Origin of the sequence: Virgibacillus sp. LDC1 (assembly GCF_025792345.1) — a bacterium.
GTDB lineage: Bacteria > Bacillota > Bacilli > Paenibacillales > Paenibacillaceae > Paenibacillus_AQ > Paenibacillus_AQ lautus.
Genome location: NZ_JAOXLZ010000005.1, coordinates 674,978 through 691,877, shown reverse-complemented (window position 1 = coordinate 691,877; position 16,900 = coordinate 674,978). Strand labels below are relative to the sequence as shown.

At 50.8% G+C, this 16,900-nt stretch carries 14 protein-coding genes, 2 tRNA genes, 1 pseudogene and 1 other annotated feature; of the genes and pseudogenes, 7 read left to right on the top strand and 10 right to left on the bottom strand.

Going from position 1 to position 16,900, the window contains the following annotated elements:
- Positions 1 to 8 precede the first annotated feature (8 nt).
- Positions 9 to 82 (top strand) — tRNA-Arg (locus OHJ21_RS27680).
- A 562-nt stretch (positions 83 to 644) separates the two neighbouring features.
- Here the strand turns inward: OHJ21_RS27680 and OHJ21_RS27675 are convergent.
- Both OHJ21_RS27675 and OHJ21_RS27670 read right to left on the bottom strand, forming a co-directional pair.
- Positions 645 to 3,425 (bottom strand): DEAD/DEAH box helicase family protein, encoded by a 2,781-nt coding sequence (locus tag OHJ21_RS27675; protein WP_486021665.1) that lies wholly within the window; start codon positions 3,423 to 3,425, stop codon positions 645 to 647.
- A gap of 50 nt (positions 3,426 to 3,475) precedes the next feature.
- A complete protein-coding gene (locus tag OHJ21_RS27670) occupies positions 3,476 to 3,931 on the bottom strand; it encodes an acetyltransferase (protein WP_486021663.1) in 456 nt (151 codons plus the stop codon).
- A gap of 133 nt (positions 3,932 to 4,064) precedes the next feature.
- On the opposite strand from OHJ21_RS27670, the pseudogene OHJ21_RS27665 reads away from it, so the two are divergent.
- From OHJ21_RS27665 to OHJ21_RS27655, 3 genes and pseudogenes are all read left to right on the top strand, one after another.
- Positions 4,065 to 4,492: pseudogene (locus OHJ21_RS27665) on the top strand (EamA family transporter).
- A 143-nt stretch (positions 4,493 to 4,635) separates the two neighbouring features.
- Positions 4,636 to 5,400, top strand: coding sequence for a class I SAM-dependent methyltransferase (locus OHJ21_RS27660; RefSeq protein WP_100540790.1), 765 nt, complete (start codon positions 4,636 to 4,638; stop codon positions 5,398 to 5,400).
- A 59-nt stretch (positions 5,401 to 5,459) separates the two neighbouring features.
- Positions 5,460 to 5,683, top strand: a binding site (T-box leader).
- Positions 5,684 to 5,745: 62 nt separating this feature from the next.
- A complete protein-coding gene (locus tag OHJ21_RS27655) occupies positions 5,746 to 7,608 on the top strand; it encodes an arginine--tRNA ligase (RefSeq protein ID WP_100540864.1) in 1,863 nt (620 codons plus the stop codon).
- Between the two features lie 85 nt (positions 7,609 to 7,693).
- On the opposite strand, the gene OHJ21_RS27650 is transcribed toward OHJ21_RS27655, so the two are convergent.
- Both OHJ21_RS27650 and OHJ21_RS27645 read right to left on the bottom strand, forming a co-directional pair.
- Positions 7,694 to 8,134, bottom strand: a complete 441-nt coding sequence (locus OHJ21_RS27650; protein WP_100540789.1) for a hypothetical protein — start codon at positions 8,132 to 8,134, stop codon at positions 7,694 to 7,696.
- A gap of 355 nt (positions 8,135 to 8,489) precedes the next feature.
- Positions 8,490 to 8,563 (bottom strand) — tRNA-Arg (locus OHJ21_RS27645).
- Positions 8,564 to 8,722: 159 nt separating this feature from the next.
- On the opposite strand from OHJ21_RS27645, the gene OHJ21_RS27640 reads away from it, so the two are divergent.
- Positions 8,723 to 9,019, top strand: coding sequence for a magnetosome magnetite crystal formation protein family (locus OHJ21_RS27640; RefSeq protein WP_100540788.1), 297 nt, complete (start codon positions 8,723 to 8,725; stop codon positions 9,017 to 9,019).
- 52 nt (positions 9,020 to 9,071) lie between these two features.
- On the opposite strand, the gene OHJ21_RS27635 is transcribed toward OHJ21_RS27640, so the two are convergent.
- A complete protein-coding gene (locus tag OHJ21_RS27635) occupies positions 9,072 to 10,532 on the bottom strand; it encodes a copper amine oxidase N-terminal domain-containing protein (protein WP_486021660.1) in 1,461 nt (486 codons plus the stop codon).
- A gap of 341 nt (positions 10,533 to 10,873) precedes the next feature.
- A complete protein-coding gene (gene sigZ, locus OHJ21_RS27630; protein ID WP_100540863.1) occupies positions 10,874 to 11,437 on the bottom strand; it encodes an RNA polymerase sigma factor SigZ in 564 nt (187 codons plus the stop codon).
- 113 nt (positions 11,438 to 11,550) lie between these two features.
- On the opposite strand from sigZ, the gene OHJ21_RS27625 reads away from it, so the two are divergent.
- Positions 11,551 to 12,576: an aldo/keto reductase gene (locus OHJ21_RS27625; protein ID WP_486021658.1), complete on the top strand. Its 1,026-nt coding sequence runs from the start codon at positions 11,551 to 11,553 to the stop codon at positions 12,574 to 12,576.
- 105 nt (positions 12,577 to 12,681) lie between these two features.
- On the opposite strand, the gene OHJ21_RS27620 is transcribed toward OHJ21_RS27625, so the two are convergent.
- Both OHJ21_RS27620 and OHJ21_RS27615 read right to left on the bottom strand, forming a co-directional pair.
- Positions 12,682 to 13,047 carry a hypothetical protein gene (locus OHJ21_RS27620; protein ID WP_326115350.1) on the bottom strand — a complete coding sequence of 122 codons (366 nt, stop codon included), beginning with the start codon at positions 13,045 to 13,047 and terminating at the stop codon, positions 12,682 to 12,684.
- Positions 13,048 to 13,099: 52 nt separating this feature from the next.
- A complete protein-coding gene (locus tag OHJ21_RS27615; RefSeq protein WP_100540785.1) occupies positions 13,100 to 13,414 on the bottom strand; it encodes a hypothetical protein in 315 nt (104 codons plus the stop codon).
- A 162-nt stretch (positions 13,415 to 13,576) separates the two neighbouring features.
- Between OHJ21_RS27615 and asnB the strand changes: the two genes are divergently transcribed.
- Positions 13,577 to 15,421, top strand: a complete 1,845-nt coding sequence (gene asnB, locus OHJ21_RS27610; RefSeq protein WP_486021656.1) for an asparagine synthase (glutamine-hydrolyzing) — start codon at positions 13,577 to 13,579, stop codon at positions 15,419 to 15,421.
- Positions 15,422 to 15,502: 81 nt separating this feature from the next.
- Here asnB and OHJ21_RS27605 read toward each other — a convergent pair whose 3' ends face one another.
- Both OHJ21_RS27605 and rph read right to left on the bottom strand, forming a co-directional pair.
- Positions 15,503 to 16,132, bottom strand: coding sequence for an XTP/dITP diphosphatase (locus tag OHJ21_RS27605; RefSeq protein ID WP_100540783.1), 630 nt, complete (start codon positions 16,130 to 16,132; stop codon positions 15,503 to 15,505).
- A 4-nt stretch (positions 16,133 to 16,136) separates the two neighbouring features.
- Positions 16,137 to 16,895 (bottom strand): ribonuclease PH, encoded by a 759-nt coding sequence (gene rph, locus OHJ21_RS27600; RefSeq protein WP_100540782.1) that lies wholly within the window; start codon positions 16,893 to 16,895, stop codon positions 16,137 to 16,139.
- Positions 16,896 to 16,900: the final 5 nt, after the last annotated feature.

The window sequence follows — 16,900 nt, the reverse complement described above, 5'->3', positions numbered from 1 at the left end:
AATTCTATGTCCCAGTAGCTCAGCTGGATAGAGCAACGGCCTTCTAAGCCGTCGGTCAGGGGTTCGAATCCCTTCTGGGACGTAAAAAACGCACCGCCTCTTAGGGGCGGTGTTTTTGCGTCCACGGGGATGAGAATCCCTGGTAGGGGGGCGTCGGAGCCTACGCTTCGTTAGGACTACTTCGCAGTCGGCCTGGAAGGCCGTAATCCGACTGGGACGTAAAAAAGGCACCGCCTTTTAAGGGCGGTGCCTTTGCGTCCACGGGGATGAGAATCCCTGGTAGGGGTTCGTCGGAGCCTATGCTTCGGTAGCATTACTTCGCAGTCGGCCTGTAAGGCCGTATCCCTTCTGGGGTACAGTCGGGCATATGACTCCATAGCAGTGCCCCAACATCCCACCACAAACTCTACCGGACCATAGGATCGTTATTTCAGAAAAAACGGTCCAATTTAGAATTTAACGGACACCAAAGCCGTTATTTAGCTAATTTACAGGCAAATCACCCTTTTTTTTCGTAAATAACGGCCTTCAGGTCCGCTACCATATCTGTAAGAGCGTTTTTTCCTCAATTAACGGCTCCTGAGTCCGTTAAGGCAACGCAGCCCTCACCACTTGCTCTACATCTTCTGCAAACAGTCGGTGTACTACCGCCAAGCACTAACTCGATCCGATTTCTTCACGAAAATAGAGGACAACGCCTTCGCTCGCGCGGTCAGAAGTATTTTCCTTCCTTCGGGGGTACGGGTGTATACCAGTTCGGCCGGACCGATATGCTTACGCCACAATTGGGCAAACTGCTCGGCATGCTCTTTTCGACGACCGATTTCCTCCGGCACGGTATGGTAATCCCGTTTGATCACAAACCAGCGGCGCGATTCACGGTATAGAAGGTAACGCGGGTTCTCGATCGGGTCCAGCACCTGCTGCAGCGAATTCAGAAAGAGTGTTTTCTCCTGCGTGGTTCCGTCTTTCAGCCAACACACAACGGTTCCCCCCTCTTCCTCCGCTTTCAACCGGTGAATGCTGGGCTCGGATTCGACCAGCTTCATATCGAACAGAGTCGTATAAACGACAAGAGCAACCTCCCGGATACTCCGCTCCAGCGACTGATGCCGTACCAGCATTTTGATGGCTTTATATATCCAAGGGCTTGATACGAGCAAAGCAACGGCAACTGGGATTAGCACGTTGAACCAGACCGGCGCGTCCGATTGAAGCAAACGCGGTGACGTCATAGCCTCGGTGAAGGTACCAAGCCCCAAACCAACGGCAAAAATGAGGACGGCTTTCACCGTATGAGCAAACACTACAGGCCTAGGGATACTCTCTCGATCCGCCGTCAGTTCTTCCGTCATGGAGCTGTGAAGGGCAATCGCCGAATCCCAACGCTTCTTCAGAAGATTCCGCTGCCTCGCTCGCTCCCATGTGTCGCGGTTATAGTCGTTAATGCTTCCTGCGGTTTGCCCTTTCCGAAGGTCAAGCCCCATGCGCTCCATGCCCGACTCTATGGTCTGGTGCGAGATCGATAAACCGACAAGAGAACGAAATCTTCGCCCAAGCGAGCTCAAATCTTCGCCGCCATCGATCTTGGCTGTATCTACGCATGCCAGATGCCAAATCGCTCCGGTCTTATCCGGGTTCCCGCGCTGGGCGCGAATCGCCCGTCCCCTCATCTGATTAGATAGCATGAACGAGCCTACATACGATGCCATGATCAAGGAATTGATTCCGGGAGCATCCCAACCCTCACCCAGAAGAGCCGCTGTACCGATCAGCACTTGGATTTCTCCCTCGGAAAACACTTCCGTTATGATTGCGACAATGGCCGAGCGATTCGTATCACGAACATCAATCGTTACATAGCGGCTGTCGTGTTCAAGGGGTCGCTCCGATAAACGATGCCCTCGCCGTTCGGCGCAAGCCGTGGCCAAAGGCATAGCCGCTACCGGCAGCACAACAAAGGAGCCTGTCAGAATGCCTATGGGCAGCTCGTGCTCGCGCTGTGAACCGCTTTTCTGAGCTAGCTGCCTTCGGATCAACTCAAAAATAGGGACAACGCCGAGCCGATTCAGCGGCTTCTCGTCATCTACATCCTTCGGCAGGTCCTCCTTGCGGATATAATCGGTCAAGATGACCATCCGCAAGCTATCTTCCAGAATGGAACGCTCGAATTCAAGAATACGGCTGATCCCATGCAATTTAGAGACACTTTGGACCAGCATTTTGTCAAAGGCAGGTGTAGAACGCATATATACCCTACGACGTTCAATCATGCCCAACCGACTGAGCCTCTTCTGCAAAGTCTTTAACTCCGGCAGCTCGCCATTTATATGTGTATCTTTATACAGGATGCCGCCAAGGAGCTCCTCCAGCCACTCCTCAGAAAAGTCGGGCGTTTCCTTCTCTTTCATGCCGAGCAGCTTCACTGCGTCCTTCCAGATCGGCTGATTGGCGGCACGCAGATAAAACACCATGCTGGAGTAATATCCCGGCGAGGACAAAATTTCCTCCATGTACGTTTCGGATTGTGCAATCCAGGGATGATTGGCGATTTGGTCTGCCAGAAACTGATCCCGCACCAGCTCGTCTCTGACCTGCGCTGCCTGCAGCCGAAACTCCCTTAGTTTAGCTGCCTCCTCTTGAGTAGGCATCGTCAAGCTTATGTAATCCTGATGCGGGCAAAGCTCCCCATGGCGGACTAGCTCGGGGACGCTGATTTCTTCGTCGATGGGACCGCAAAGGTCGATATATCGCTGCCATTCCTTTGGATTGACGTCGTATGGCGGCGTCGCCGTAAGCGCGATTTTCGTTGGCTGATCCAACATTTCGCATAGCTGCATGGCACTTTGCCACCAAGACATCCGAAGATGATGCGCCTCGTCAAAAATGACGGTATGATATCCCCGTTCCTTCAACAGTTCCAGAGCTGCTTGTGCCTCGGTACCGTCCGTGATATCATCCTCGCGGTCACTGTCACTCCCTACCCGCTCCGCCTCAGAGCCTTCCATGCCCGTATCTGAAAACTCGCGGTTCTCATCTCCGGCTTGAACCACATGCTCCATCTCCGCCGTGTTTTTCTTCCTCGCAGACGTCTGCTGGCCTGCCGCACTTAGCAGACTGTGAAGGGCTTGATAGGTCGTAATCGTTACCAAGGACGGTCGTTTGAGCGAAGTAGAGATCCATTCGGGCTGGTCCTGCTCATCAAGGAACAGTTCCACGAGGCGGCTTGCCCATTGCTGCTTAATGGTGAGCGTGGGAGCTAATATAATGGTGGGCCGATTTATTCGCAGCATGACTTCCAGTCCCAGAACGGTTTTTCCCGAACCCGGGGGCGCCACCAGATGCAAATGGCGATTCTTCAGATGATGCTCAAGCCCGTCCAATATCCTCTTCTGATAGGAGCGCCAAGGATATCGAAACGACAAGTTACTCGGAAAAAACTTTGATTCCTCCAGTTTAGCTGCACCTCCCTTTTTCATCGGATTGGATAAGGCAGCTGCATGTGAATAAGCGGAAACGGCTTCCCGGAGCCGTCCAGCTCGGAGCGGCCGATTTGCACAAATCCGTATTTTTTATAAAAGGCATGGGCCTTGGAGTTCTGTTCATTCACATCGACTTGCAGCCTCCGCCCCTTCAGCTGTTCGGCGTGCCTTATCAGTGTCGTTCCCGTACCTTGACCGTGATGGCGGGGATCCACAAACAGCATTTCAATTTTGGAGCCATCCAGCCCCATAAATCCAATCGGTTCCTGTTCCGTATTCAAGCAGACCCAGATCTCCATGGATCTCAGCGCTCCGTTTTGCATCATATCATAGTAAAACCCGATATCTTCCTCCGTCAGGAAATCGTGCGTTTGGGATACGGCATGAAGCCATAATTCCACCAGCCGATCATGAAACTCTTCTGCGTAAGGCGCTATATAATGCGTCATTTTTCATCCAGTCCCTTCCAAATCGTTTATCCCTTGAGAATTCATGATATCGTAAAAATTGCTCTATACTATTATAAAGGAATCCGGTACATTAATCAGAGACTTTATCTTTGTCAGGAAGGAGAGATCAGCATTGCCATTATGGCTTGTATACGCATTGCTGTCTGCGGTCACGGCGGCACTTGTCGCCATTTTCGGAAAAATCGGCCTGCAAAACATCGATGCCAACTCGCAACGGCCATTCGCTCTGTCATCATGGCACTATTTCTGCTGGGGGTCGTGGGGGTTCAGGGCAAATTCTCGGAACTCGGTGACATTCTGGTTCAGAAGAAAGCATTAAGCTTCATTGTGCTCAGCGGCATCGCGGGGGCATTGTCCTGGCTGTTTTATTTTCTCGCGCTAAAATACGGCAAAGTATCGCAGGTAGGTCCGATCGATAAGTTGAGCGTTGTCATCGCGGTCATTCTTGCCTTTGTGTTTCTTGGAGAAAAGATATCCTGGATTAACGCAGCTGGCGTTGCACTCATTGCCGTTGGCGCTCTTCTGGTTGCCGTCAAATAAGGTTCTACATAAAACCGCTGCTCAGCGGCTTTTTGTCTGTTCGTTTATTGATAAAACCTATCAATATTATCACATCTATATATTTCTAATTATAAGATAAACATGTCACAATGAGGATAATTCATGGGTGAAGGGGTGTTGTTATGTCAGAGCAAGTATGGAAAGCTTACGATTATGATCGGCAGTTATCGTTTGTCTCGGCTTATGGAAAAGGAGTCGTAGAGCTTCTTGCGCCTCAACCCGGAGAACGGATTCTCGACCTGGGCTGCGGGACCGGTGATTTGGCTTATGAAATATCCGTTTCGGGTGCATACGTAACCGGCATGGATTATTCGGCAGAAATGATTGAACGCGCAAAAAGCAAATACCCCGGGCTTTCGTTTCTGACCGGAGACGGAGAGAACTTCGAAACCGAAACGCCGTATGATGCCGTCTTCTCCAATGCTGCCCTGCACTGGATGAAGGATGCTGCAGGCGTGGTACGCTCCGTCCATGGAGCCCTCAAACCCGGCGGCCGATTCGTCGCGGAATTTGGAGGCAAGGGGAATATCGACGGAATCTATCAAGCCTTGAAAACGGTGTTCGCCGATCATTATGGAATCGATGCCGACACCAGGAATCCGTGGTATTTTCCTAGTCTTGGCCAGTATGCCAGCCTGCTTGAATCCCAAGGGTTCCGGGTGCATGTCGCCCATCACTTCGACCGTCCCACAAAGCTGCCTGAGGGCAAGGACGGTATGAAGCATTGGCTGCAACATTTTGGCGATCACTTCTTCGCTGGATTCTCGGCCGGCGAGAAGGACAAAGCAATTGCCCGCATCAGCCAAGCTGCCCAAACGACGCTCTGGCATGAGGATGCATTTTACGCAGATTACAGGCGCCTGCGAATCTTTGCAGAGAAGGTTTAGTCATTTGGGGGTTGCTTTTCTAAATAGAATGGTTATAATATGAAAAAAACTTGAAGATATTATTTTCGTTGATTGGGAGAGTAACTGCACTTGACTTTAGTCCAAGCGAGCCGGGAGGGTGGAAACCGGTACAAAGTCGGCCGTGAAGCGGACCCAGGAGATGGCCTTCCGAAGTGAAATGCTGTAGGGAGCCCCGGCTTACACCGTTATCGTATAAAGGTGGTTAAACCCTATCGGTTTAACAACAAGAGTGGTACCGCGAGCACAAGTCCTCGTCTCTTTAGGAGATGAGGGCTTTTTTTGATTTTTCCGACGTGTTTTTTTATTTTGAAAGGGGGATTTAACGTGTTAAGTCATTTGATTACTTCGAGCCTTCAACAAGCAGTAAACCAGGTGTGTGAAGCTTCGGGCGCCAAACTGCCGGATTCCACTCCAGTCCGGGTTGAGCAGCCTGCCAGCATGGAGCATGGGGATTACGCCACCAACATTGCGATGCAGCTAGCAAAGCTGCTTCGTAAGCCTCCGCTGCACATTGCCGAGCTGATTCAAGCCGAGCTTGAGCAGGATACGTCCTACAATCAGCTTGTCTATGCTACGGAGATTGTTGCCCCAGGTTTTATGAATCTGCGTATCGATTGGGAATATTGGGCTGGGCATCGCTTTGAATTGCCTCCGGCAACAAACGAGAAGATTGTCATTGAGCATACTTCCATCAATCCGAACAAATCCGCCCATATCGGCCATCTAAGAAACTCCTGTATCGGGGATACGTTGGTCAGGCTGATGAGGAAGCTTGGTTACGAGGTGGAGGTTCATAATTATATCGACGACCTTGGCAATCAACTGGCAGATACGGTGGTCGGGATGCTCCACACGCCGCTGTCCAAGGAACATGCCCGGTTCGGCGATTACTGCTGGGACGTCTATTCAAGCACCAATAAGGCCTATGAAAGAGAACCTGGGCTGGTTCAGCATCGGACCGAGGTTCTGCACGCACTGGAAGAGGGCAACCAGAATCTATCCTGGATCGGACTGCTCGTGGCTGAGCGAATCGTTAAAGAGCATCTTGAAGAAATGAAGCAGTTCGGCATTGACTATGATCTGCTTGTGTGGGAGAGCAGCATTGTCAGAGAGGGATTCTGGGCGTCGGCGTTCGAGCTGTTGAAGAACACGCCCCTCTTCCATCAGGAAACCGAGGGTAAACTTGCTGGCTGTTGGGTGCTCAAGCAAACAGGAGCGGAAGCCGGGGACGATCCCGAGTCAGACCACAGCATGGATAAAGTGCTGGTACGCTCGAATGGCATACTGACCTACACTGCCAAAGACATCGCCTATCATTTGTGGAAATACGGTGTGCTCTCCAACGATTTTGTATATAAAAAATTCACAGACGAGGTTTGGACGACGAGCACCCATGGCGAGCAGCTCACTTTTGGCAAAGCAGACATAGTCATCAACGTCATTGACTACAGACAGCAGTACCCGCAGGCAATGGTAAAGCAGGCGCTGGAAAGCCTAGGATTCCAAAAAGAGGCCGACAAGCTCCGTCATGTCAGCTACGGCGTCGTTTCGTTAAGCCCTTCTGCGGCTGCGGATCTCGGAATCGATACTTCCGATGGGAAAGCGTCCTATGCGATGTCCGGGCGTCAGGGAATCGGAATTAAAATCACCGAGCTTATCCACCAAGTAGCCAAGTTCATCGAAGACACCCGTTCCGATAAAAACGGTTTGTCCAGTCATACGATCGCAGCCGCCTCCATCCGTTACTATCTGCTTCGCTTTGCACTGCAAACCGAGGTGGTGTTCGATCTGAAACAGGCGACTGAAATATCAGGAAATACGGGGGTATACCTGCTCTACTCCTATGCGCGTGCACTCAGCGTGCTCAATAAAGCTCAAGAAGCCGGTGTTACGCCGTCGGTGCCTGCCCGGTTCCCTGCGATGGAAAAAGCGGAGCATGCGCTGCTTCGCCATATCAGCACCTGGCATGATACCCTATACGCCGCCGGACGGGAACTATCTCCAAGCGCCATCTGTAACTTTACTTATGAGCTGTGCTCCTTGTTTAACAATTTTTATTCGGCATGCCCGATTCTGAAATCGGCGGATGAAGTGCTCCAGTTCCGTGTATGGCTCACTTCCTTATTCAAGAACACGCTTGGCGAAGCGTTGGAGGTCCTGGGACTGCCTACACCGAGCCGGATGTAAATTCCCTCTGAAGAATTAGCGGATCATATTTTATAAAAAAAGCCACCATACTATTCCTGCGAATACGTACGGTGGCTATCTTATATTATTGCAACCCTCTGACGGCCAGTCTGACCTGGACGCCATCTGCTGCCGGCTCTTCCTGCAGGGTCCAATTGACAGCCAACGCTTCTTTCAAGCGAGCGACCTGCTCCTCTTGGAGCTTCAGCCCCTCAATAATGCCTTCACCTACACTAAAATCGGATTCCGAGCTGATGCGGAAGGCTTCCTCCAGCCAGATCTTCAACCCGTTGCGGGTATTAAACGTAATTTTGTATCCCGCGCTGACGGCCTTCTCCAAATCTTCCCCATGCTCGTTTGCATAAGAAAACAGTTCCTCGTAGTGAAAATGACCATTGTTCGCAACTTGGAATCTGTCTACCTCACCCGAGCGCACAGCCTCCAGCAGTTCGGAGGAAGTCAGCCCCGATTTTCTGGCATGCTCCAATAAAATGGCGGTATTCTGTGATATTTTAGTAAGCTGCAAGCTCGATGCCTCCTCAATATAGTTCGTAAAATACTTTTTCCTTCTATTATAAGACGAAAACGCTAGGATGTCAGAAACTTCTCCAACATAAGCTATATCAGGACGCTCCCGTCCCTGTCGGGGTACGGCCTTTTAGGCCGACTGCGATGTAATCCTTACGAAGTTTAGCGCAGGCGTACCCTAATTGGGATTCTCATCCTCACGGGACGTTTTGTCCCAGTCGGGGGACGGCCTTCCAGGCCGACTGCGAAGTATTCCTCCCGAAGCCTATGCTCCGACGAACCCCAAAGTTGGGGTTCATTACCCTTCTGGAATACGCAAAGAAGCTGCCAGGATTGGCAGCTTCTTTCTTTTACGTCCCAGAAGGGATTCGAACCCCTGACCGACGGCTTAGAAGGCCGTTGCTCTATCCAGCTGAGCTACTGGGACATATATGTATGAAAATCTTTTAAACAGTAACGAAGTATATTATATCGCATCTTTTGTATTTTTCAAAGAACTTTTTTTCGGAATGGTTCAGAACAGAATCAGGAGCGGGCTTACTGGGTAATATGTATATCATGAAAATGACTTCAGGAGCGTGATATCATGAGACAGCTTTTATCCTCATTATCGTATTTCAGCATCTTCTTTGCACCCTTCATCCTTCCTGTCATCGTATGGATTTTTTCCCCGGACGCCTATGTTGCCAAGCACGCCCGTCGCGCCCTGTTCTCCCACATATTCCCCGTCATAGCAGCGATACCTCTGATTTACATGGCCGTAACCTCAGGGTCCTTCGGTTCCGTCATCGGATACCTTATCCTGTTCGGCATTATCTACTTCGGGGCATTTGTTTATAACGTGATCATGGGTATTCAAGTGCTGAGGGAGTATGCTTATTGAGCATTTTTCATTTTAAAAGGACCATGCGCTTAACCGCATGGTCCTTGTTGTGTTATTTCGTTGTAATCAGTACCATTTTTTCATTGCCGTCCCACTTCACTTCACAGCCGAGCGCGGATGCCACAAAACGAAGCGGTACCATCGTGGTGCCTTTCACCATCCGTGGCGCCGAATCCAGTGCGACATTTTTCCCGTTAACAACCGCTTGCTTGGAGCCCATCTTCAGCTTGATCTGGGTAGATCCTTTGCTGGAAGAAACGCTTTGCGTCTTTTGATCCCATTTGACCGAGGCATCGAGGGATTCGAAGATCGGGCGCATAGGGACAAGAACGCTTCCCCCTACCATGACCGGTGACTGTGCATAGGATTGGAGTTGGCCGTTGATTTTGATGCGGATCGGCGCCTCTCCGATTTCTTTGCCGGACTGGTCATAATATTTAAGCTTCACACTTTTGACACGCGTATCATAATCAATGCGCAGAGTCGTCGTTTCATTGGCTGTCATGAACATGGAATCCGTATCCGTCCCCAAGGAGCGCCCCTTCGCATCATACGCCGTTGATTTCACGGTCATTCGTTGGGACACATCCCCGTTCTCCACACCGATCGTAACGACAAGTTTATTGTTGATGGTCGTTCTGCCCTCGGCTATGATTTTCGGAGTCTGGCTGTTTCCTGTCAGGAACACCTTGAGATCGCTGATGGCTTTGCCTACTTCCAGCTCAGCCTGAAAATTCGCGATTTCGTTAGATGAAAGGTATCCCGAGGTCGTATTGACTTCCAAAACCTTGCCGCTGCCGTTGCTGCCGACAACAATCACGCCGGCTTGTCCGCCTTTATTCCGGTTCTGAATCGAGCCGGTAACGACAAGCTTTCCGTTCTCCAGGCGGCTGCCTGTTTGAAGCAGCTTCACGGCATCTTCAACCGGATCGATAACGGATACCTTTACGCTTTTGATCAGTTTCGCTGCTTTCAGCTGTACGACGAAGGTGCCGACATCACTGCCGCCAAAATAGCTGTCCGCTGATGTCACTTCAACCGCCTTACCGGAAGCATCATAACCTATCGCGAGCATGCCTACATTGTGCCCGACCGTTGAATTCTGCACGACGCCCGATACGTTGATCACGTTGGTATTCGTATAGTAACCTGAAGCCAGCAGCTGTGCTTGATCGCCTGCGGGTCCTGCAGGAACGACTTCCACCTGCTTAACACGGCTGCCGCTGTCCAGATCCACTTCATATGTACCGATTTCGTCACTCATCATATATTCGGAATCACCGACAACCTCAAGCGCTTTGCCGCTTTCATCATAACCCACGACATAGAATCCTGCTTCCGCACCGGTTCCTCCGTTGCGAATATCCGCAGTTACGCGCATCTTGCCGTTCACCAGCTCATGCGTGGACTCCAGAACCGTGACGCTCTGTACGGGTTCCGCGCTTACCGGCATTTGGACGGAGCCCAATGTAAGCGACAACGCCAGGACACCCGCTCCCCACAGCTTGACCATATGTTTATTCAATCTACCCAATTTCAATCTCCCCTTGTCTAGTATGTTAGAAGTTGACGCTAATCCAACATTATAGGGATGATTCTCCAGTAATCATATAGAGGGAAAGCCCTATTTGTATCTCTTTCATAATCAAGAGTTCCGGGTGGTCCATACTCCCTACCGAAGCTAAATCGGAATCGACAAGACTCCTATCTTTTTTCGACATATTTTGCAGAACTACGTAAACACACTATTGTTTATATAGGATTATTATCATTTATTAGATCACAATAATAGGTCCGCTGCTGGCAGATTAGCATTTAGATCCAAAAGAAAAAGCTTGGTGAAAACACCAAGCTTTACTTTTTCATACCTTTTTTTATCGGCTGCGGTTCGTCATACACGATCCGAAAATCCACGATATTCCCGTATGCGTCCGATTCAATATGGCAGCAGCCTGTAAGCAGCTCTTTCATCATCTCTCTCCCACGCTGCACTCTTGATTTGGCACCGGAGTAGGATATCCCCAAATGTTCACTCAATTCCTTTTGCGACATGCCTTTATATTCGGTCAATTCAAGAGCTTCTCGATATTTATCCGGCAGGCACGGCAGCACGGACTGAAAGCAGGCAATCACTTCTTGATCATAATCCATCTCTGTATATTCATCGACAACAGATAACTGTTCCGGCAGTTCTTCTCCAGGCCGAATTTTCCTGTAATGATCCACGATGCTGTTGCGGGCAATCTGAAATATCCAGGGACCCCGTTTCTCCTCATCCTTTAAATCAGAGACATGGGTGTGGACCTTCATAAACACATTCTGCACAATATCATCCACATCAGCCCGCTCCCGAATCCTAGTCATGACAAACCGTTTGACAGGCTCATGGTACTCCGTCCAAATGGCTGCTGCATCCATCAGAAAGCTCACCTCCGGCATATTCAAAAAAATAATTCGCGTGATTTTTGCGTCCATTCCAACAGACCGACGTCTCCCTTAGTGTAAAACAACTGATAGGAGGCTGAAAAGAGATGAAATACAATTTACTTGGTAATACAGGTGTGCTGGTATCAGAGATTGGACTCGGCACGATGACGTTTGGCGGAGGGGCCAAGTGGGGAATGTTCGGCACACTGGACGAGAAGGAAGCAGGATATCTCGTAGATCTGGCGCTGGATGCAGGTGTCAATTTTTTTGATACCGCCAATGCTTACGCTGAGGGCCGCGCTGAAGAGATTCTCGGCAAAACACTAAAATCCAAACGGCATCAAGCATTGATTGCAACGAAAGTTCGTGCGCGAACAGGTCCGGGCCCCAATGATATCGGACTTTCACGGCTGCATATCATTCGTCAGGTAGAAGAAAGCCTTAAGCGCCTAAATACCGATTATATTGACTTATATCAAATTCATAATCCGGATCAATTAACCGATTGGGAGGAAACACTCCGTGCGCTGGATGACCTGGTCCGCAGCGGAAAAATCCGGTACATCGGCAATTCCAACATGACCGGTTGGGAAATCATGAAAACCCGCGGCATCTCTAACTTACACGGTTTGCATCATTTCAAAAGCAGCCAATCGTATTATTCACTCGCCGCAAGGGAGATCGAAAGGGAGATTATCCCTGCCTTAAGGGATCAGCAAATGGGGCTAATCGTCTGGAGCCCGTTAGCGGGCGGGTTTTTGACCGGTAAATATACGCGTGAGCATCAAGGAAGCTCCGAGGACCGCCACACTAAATTGGCTTTTCCACCGATTGATACGGAGCAGGTATACCCGATTCTCGATGTGCTTCAAGATATTGCGCGAGCCCATGAGGCCACTGTCGCCCAAATTTCACTTGCGTGGCTCCTTCATCAACAAGCGGTCACCACCGTTATCGTAGGAGCTAAGCGTACAGACCAGCTGCAAGATAGTTTGGGAGCGAGCGGGTTAATGCTGGATGAAGCCGAGCTTTCTCAACTGGATGAAGTAAGCCGTTTGCCGGTGGAATATCCTGCATGGCCTTTTATGGAACTAGACGAGGATATCATTCGAAAGCACAGACATAACTGAAGTTCTTTTATATATGAAAGGATGGTATTGCGGCATTAACCAGAGCATACAAAATAGAGATCTGCCGATGGGAATCGGACAGATCTCTTCGCTCTTTGTATATCTCTAAAAATATTGGGGGCCTTCGCTGAGCCGCTGGTTCAGCTGCTCATATAGCTGGCCTGTAGAAAGCAGCTGCTGCTTGAATGCATCCCGGTCTTCCTCCGCGGTGGATTGAACAGTGTTCTCGAACGCTTCGTCCGTGGCATCAACAAAGGCATCATGCATGCTGTTGTCGAACCAATCCACCTCCATGCTGGCGTTGCTGCGCACGATTTTCACCAGCTCATAGCCTCCCAGCGGGGAAGATGGCGTCAGATAAGCCAGCAATGCACTTTCTCCTTCCGCTGCTGGATAGACCTCAACCTCAGCGCAAGGGGCGCCATTTACTTCCGTAATCCGGCGAATTTTTGCATCTCTGATTGCATACATCATACATTCTCCTTCATCAAGATGTGCAGGGACTGCACGATCCTTATTGTTTTCATGTCAAATCGGAGAGCAATCGGAGCTCTTCCATTTGCTGGCGAGTGGCCGGTGTTCCTAATTCGTAGATGGTCCGGTACACCTTGTCCAGGGAGGATTGAAACAGGGCATTGGAGTTTTGTTGCGGTGTATCCGGCCAAGGAAACAAGTACCCTGTCATTTCTTCGTCCTTCTCCTGCATCATGTCCAGCTCAATCCGAACTTGATCCGCCTCTTCGGGCGTTGCTTCGATCTCCCATTCATATGCGCTCGCTCCCTGTTCGGTCAACACAGAGCGGCTCTGCACGGAAACATAGTAGGTCGACTTATTCATGGACGCATCTCTCCTTCGCTTTGATATTCGTCCTCTTTCTTAGTTTTCGTAAAAGGACAGACATTTTATGCCTTCCTTCGGCATATATCTGTATCACTTTGGCGACGTAGGATTAAAAAGATGGGACAGCGTATGACAAAGACAAAGAGAGGATGAACCGTCATGTGCGGAATAACCGGTTTTATACAATGGAGCGGCGATTTGACGCAGGATTCGCAGCTGCTGGTAAAAATGACAGAAAGTTTGGCTCACCGCGGACCTGACGGATCCGGCACTTGGATTTCCAACCCGTGCGCATTCGGTCACCGAAGACTCAGCGTGATCGACCCCGAAAATGGCGCTCAGCCGATGATCATTCATCAGGAAGAGGAAGTCTATGCCATTGTATATAACGGGGAATTATATAATGCTGCGGAGCTTAAAGACGAATTGGTACGACGCGGTCATCGTTTCAATACCAAATGCGACACGGAAGTTTTGTTAGTCTCCTATATCGAATGGGGCCCCGATTGTCTGGAACGCCTCAATGGAATATTTGCATTCGCGATTTGGGACAGCGTGCGGGAACAGGTATTTTTGGCTCGGGACCGGGTGGGGGTAAAACCCCTGTTCTACAGCTACATTGACGGAACGCTTGTATTCGGATCGGAACCGAAAGCATTGCTTCAGCATCCGAAAGTGGAGCCTGTGGTTGGGGCCGAGGGACTTGCGGAAGTGTTTATTATCGGTCCTGCGCGAACTCCGGGACACGGTGTCTACAAGGATATCGCAGAGCTTCGTCCAGGTATGGCCATGATCTTTAACCGGGAAGGATTGCGCAAGTATACCTACTGGAAGCTGGAAAGCAAGCCCCATGAGGATGATGCGGATCAGACGGCAAGCTTCTTGAGCGATCTTCTGCGCGACACCGTTGAACGTCAGCTGGTATCCGATGTACCGGTCTGCTCCCTGTTATCCGGCGGGCTTGATTCCAGCGCGCTTTCCTCGCTTGCCGTCGATTACTACAAGCGGACGGGCCAAGGACAAGTGCACACCTACTCCGTCGATTATGTGGACAACAACAAACATTTTAAATCCCATTCCTTCCAGCCGGGTGCGGATGCGCCATGGATAAAACGGATGCACGAGGAGCTGGGCACGAACCACCATTGGATCGAATTCGACACGCCCGAACTGGTCGAAGCGCTGGATGTCTCTACGCAGAAGCGGGACCTTCCGGGAATGGCTGACGTTGATGCTTCCTTGCTCCTCTTCTGCCGTGAGATTAAAAAAGGCGCGACCGTCGCCATATCCGGTGAAGCCGCTGATGAAATATTCGGCGGGTACCCTTGGTTCCACCGGGAAGAAATGCTGAATTCCGGTACTTTCCCATGGTCTGTCGCCCCGGATATGAGAGCCGGACTGCTGTCTGCCGAGATTCGGGACTGGATCAAGCCGCTGGAATACCTCGGAGACCGCTATGCCGATGCAGTAGCCGAAGTGCCGAAGCTGGACGGTGAGACCGGGCAGCAGGCCAAAATGCGGGTCATGTCCTATCTCAATATCACCCGCTTCATGCCAACGCTCCTCGACCGCAAGGACCGGATGAGCATGGGCGTTGGACTGGAGGTCCGCGTACCTTATACCGATCATCGCCTGATCGACTATGTGTGGAATATTCCTTGGAGCATCAAAACGACAGGCGACCGTGAAAAAGGCATTCTCCGCAAAGCTCTTGAAGGTGTGCTTCCGGAAGATGTCCTGTACCGCAAAAAAAGCCCGTATCCAAAAACTCACAATCCGAACTATCTGGCAGCCGTCAAAGCGCAGGTGCTGTCCATTCTGGACGATCCTTCTTCGCCGCTGCTTCCGCTCATCGATACGGCACGGATCCGGGAGCTGGCTTCTTCGCCGGATGCTTCCTCCAATCTCCCTTGGTTCGGTCAATTGATGTCCGGTCCGCAGCTGTTTGCCTACCTGGCCCAGGTTCATTTCTGGCTCAAAGAGTATAACGTATCCATACGTTAAGTCCTTATGGTTTACGAAAAATCAAAGAAACCATACCAGCAGTAGGCCGGTATGGTTTCTTTTTATAGCATCCCTATTCGGTTATCGCGCCTGCAAGTCCGCTACAAGCTTGCGCAGGGCATTTCCCCGATGGCTGATCTCCTGCTTCTCCTCCATGGAAAGCTCGGCCATCGTCTTCTCATGGCTTGGCAGGTAGAACAGCGGGTCATAGCCAAAACCGCCCTTTCCGGACGGATCCGACGTAATCCAGCCTTCAACGCTCCCCTCGGCCTCAAGCTTTTCTCCGGAGACCGGATCATACAGCACCAGCACACAGACAAATCGGGCCGGACTTAACAAAGGCTGCTCCGTATCCTCACCGAGCCTTAATTGTTCCAGTTCACCGAGCAGCTTCTCGTTATTGTCCTCGTCCGCTCCGTGCTCGCCGGCATATCGTGCGGAATAAACGCCGGGCGCGCCATTCAGCGCATCCACGCATAATCCGGAATCATCAGCCAGGACAGGCAATCCCAGTGCGTCGCCAACCGCCTTGGCTTTTTTAAATGCATTGGCTGCAAACGTTGCTCCATCCTCAACGACATCCGGCAGATCAGGGTAATCGTACATGCTCTTGACCTCCGTACCGAAAGCAGCAAAGGCATGCGCAAATTCCTTGACTTTCCCTTGATTGCGGGTAGCTACAATTAGCGTGTCTCCAAGTGTCAATGTCATGGGACTATACTCCAGTACCCGCATTCACGGAACCGATTTTAGCTGCGATTGGGCCAAGTGCTTCCTGCTGACGCTCGATGAGCTCGCGGATTCCCTGTTCACCAAGCTCCAGGATCTGATCCAGCTCTTCGCGAGAAAACGGGCTCTCTTCGCCAGTTCCCTGGACCTCAACGAAGTTGCCGCTTCCGGTCATGACCAGATTCATGTCCACCTTCGCTTTGGAATCCTCTTCATAGTTCAGATCCAGCAGCGCCTGTCCGCCTGCAATGCCCACGCTAATGGAGGCCAGGTAGTCCGTAATCGGAAATACCGCCAGTTTATGTTGTTCTGCAATTTTATTTACCGCTATGGCTAAAGCTACAAATGCTCCTGTAATGGAGGTGGTCCGCGTTCCGCCATCCGCCTGGATTACATCGCAGTCCAGCGTAATTGTCCGCTCGCCAAGAGCATGCAGATTCACAACAGACCTAAGCGCTCTGCCGATCAGCCGCTGAATTTCCATCGTCCGGCCACTGAGTTTACCGCGATTGGCTTCCCGTTGGTTGCGGGATTGTGTTGCGCGCGGCAGCATGGAGTACTCAGCCGTCACCCAGCCCTTTCCTTGTCCTTTCAGAAACGGGGGAACCTTCTCATCCACGGTCGCCGTAATCAGCACCTTGGTGTCTCCCATCTCGATGTACACGGAGCCTTCCGCATATTTATTCACATGGGTCGATAAATTCATCGGTCGAAGCTCATCGCTCTTACGTCCGTTAGATCTCATGTTTT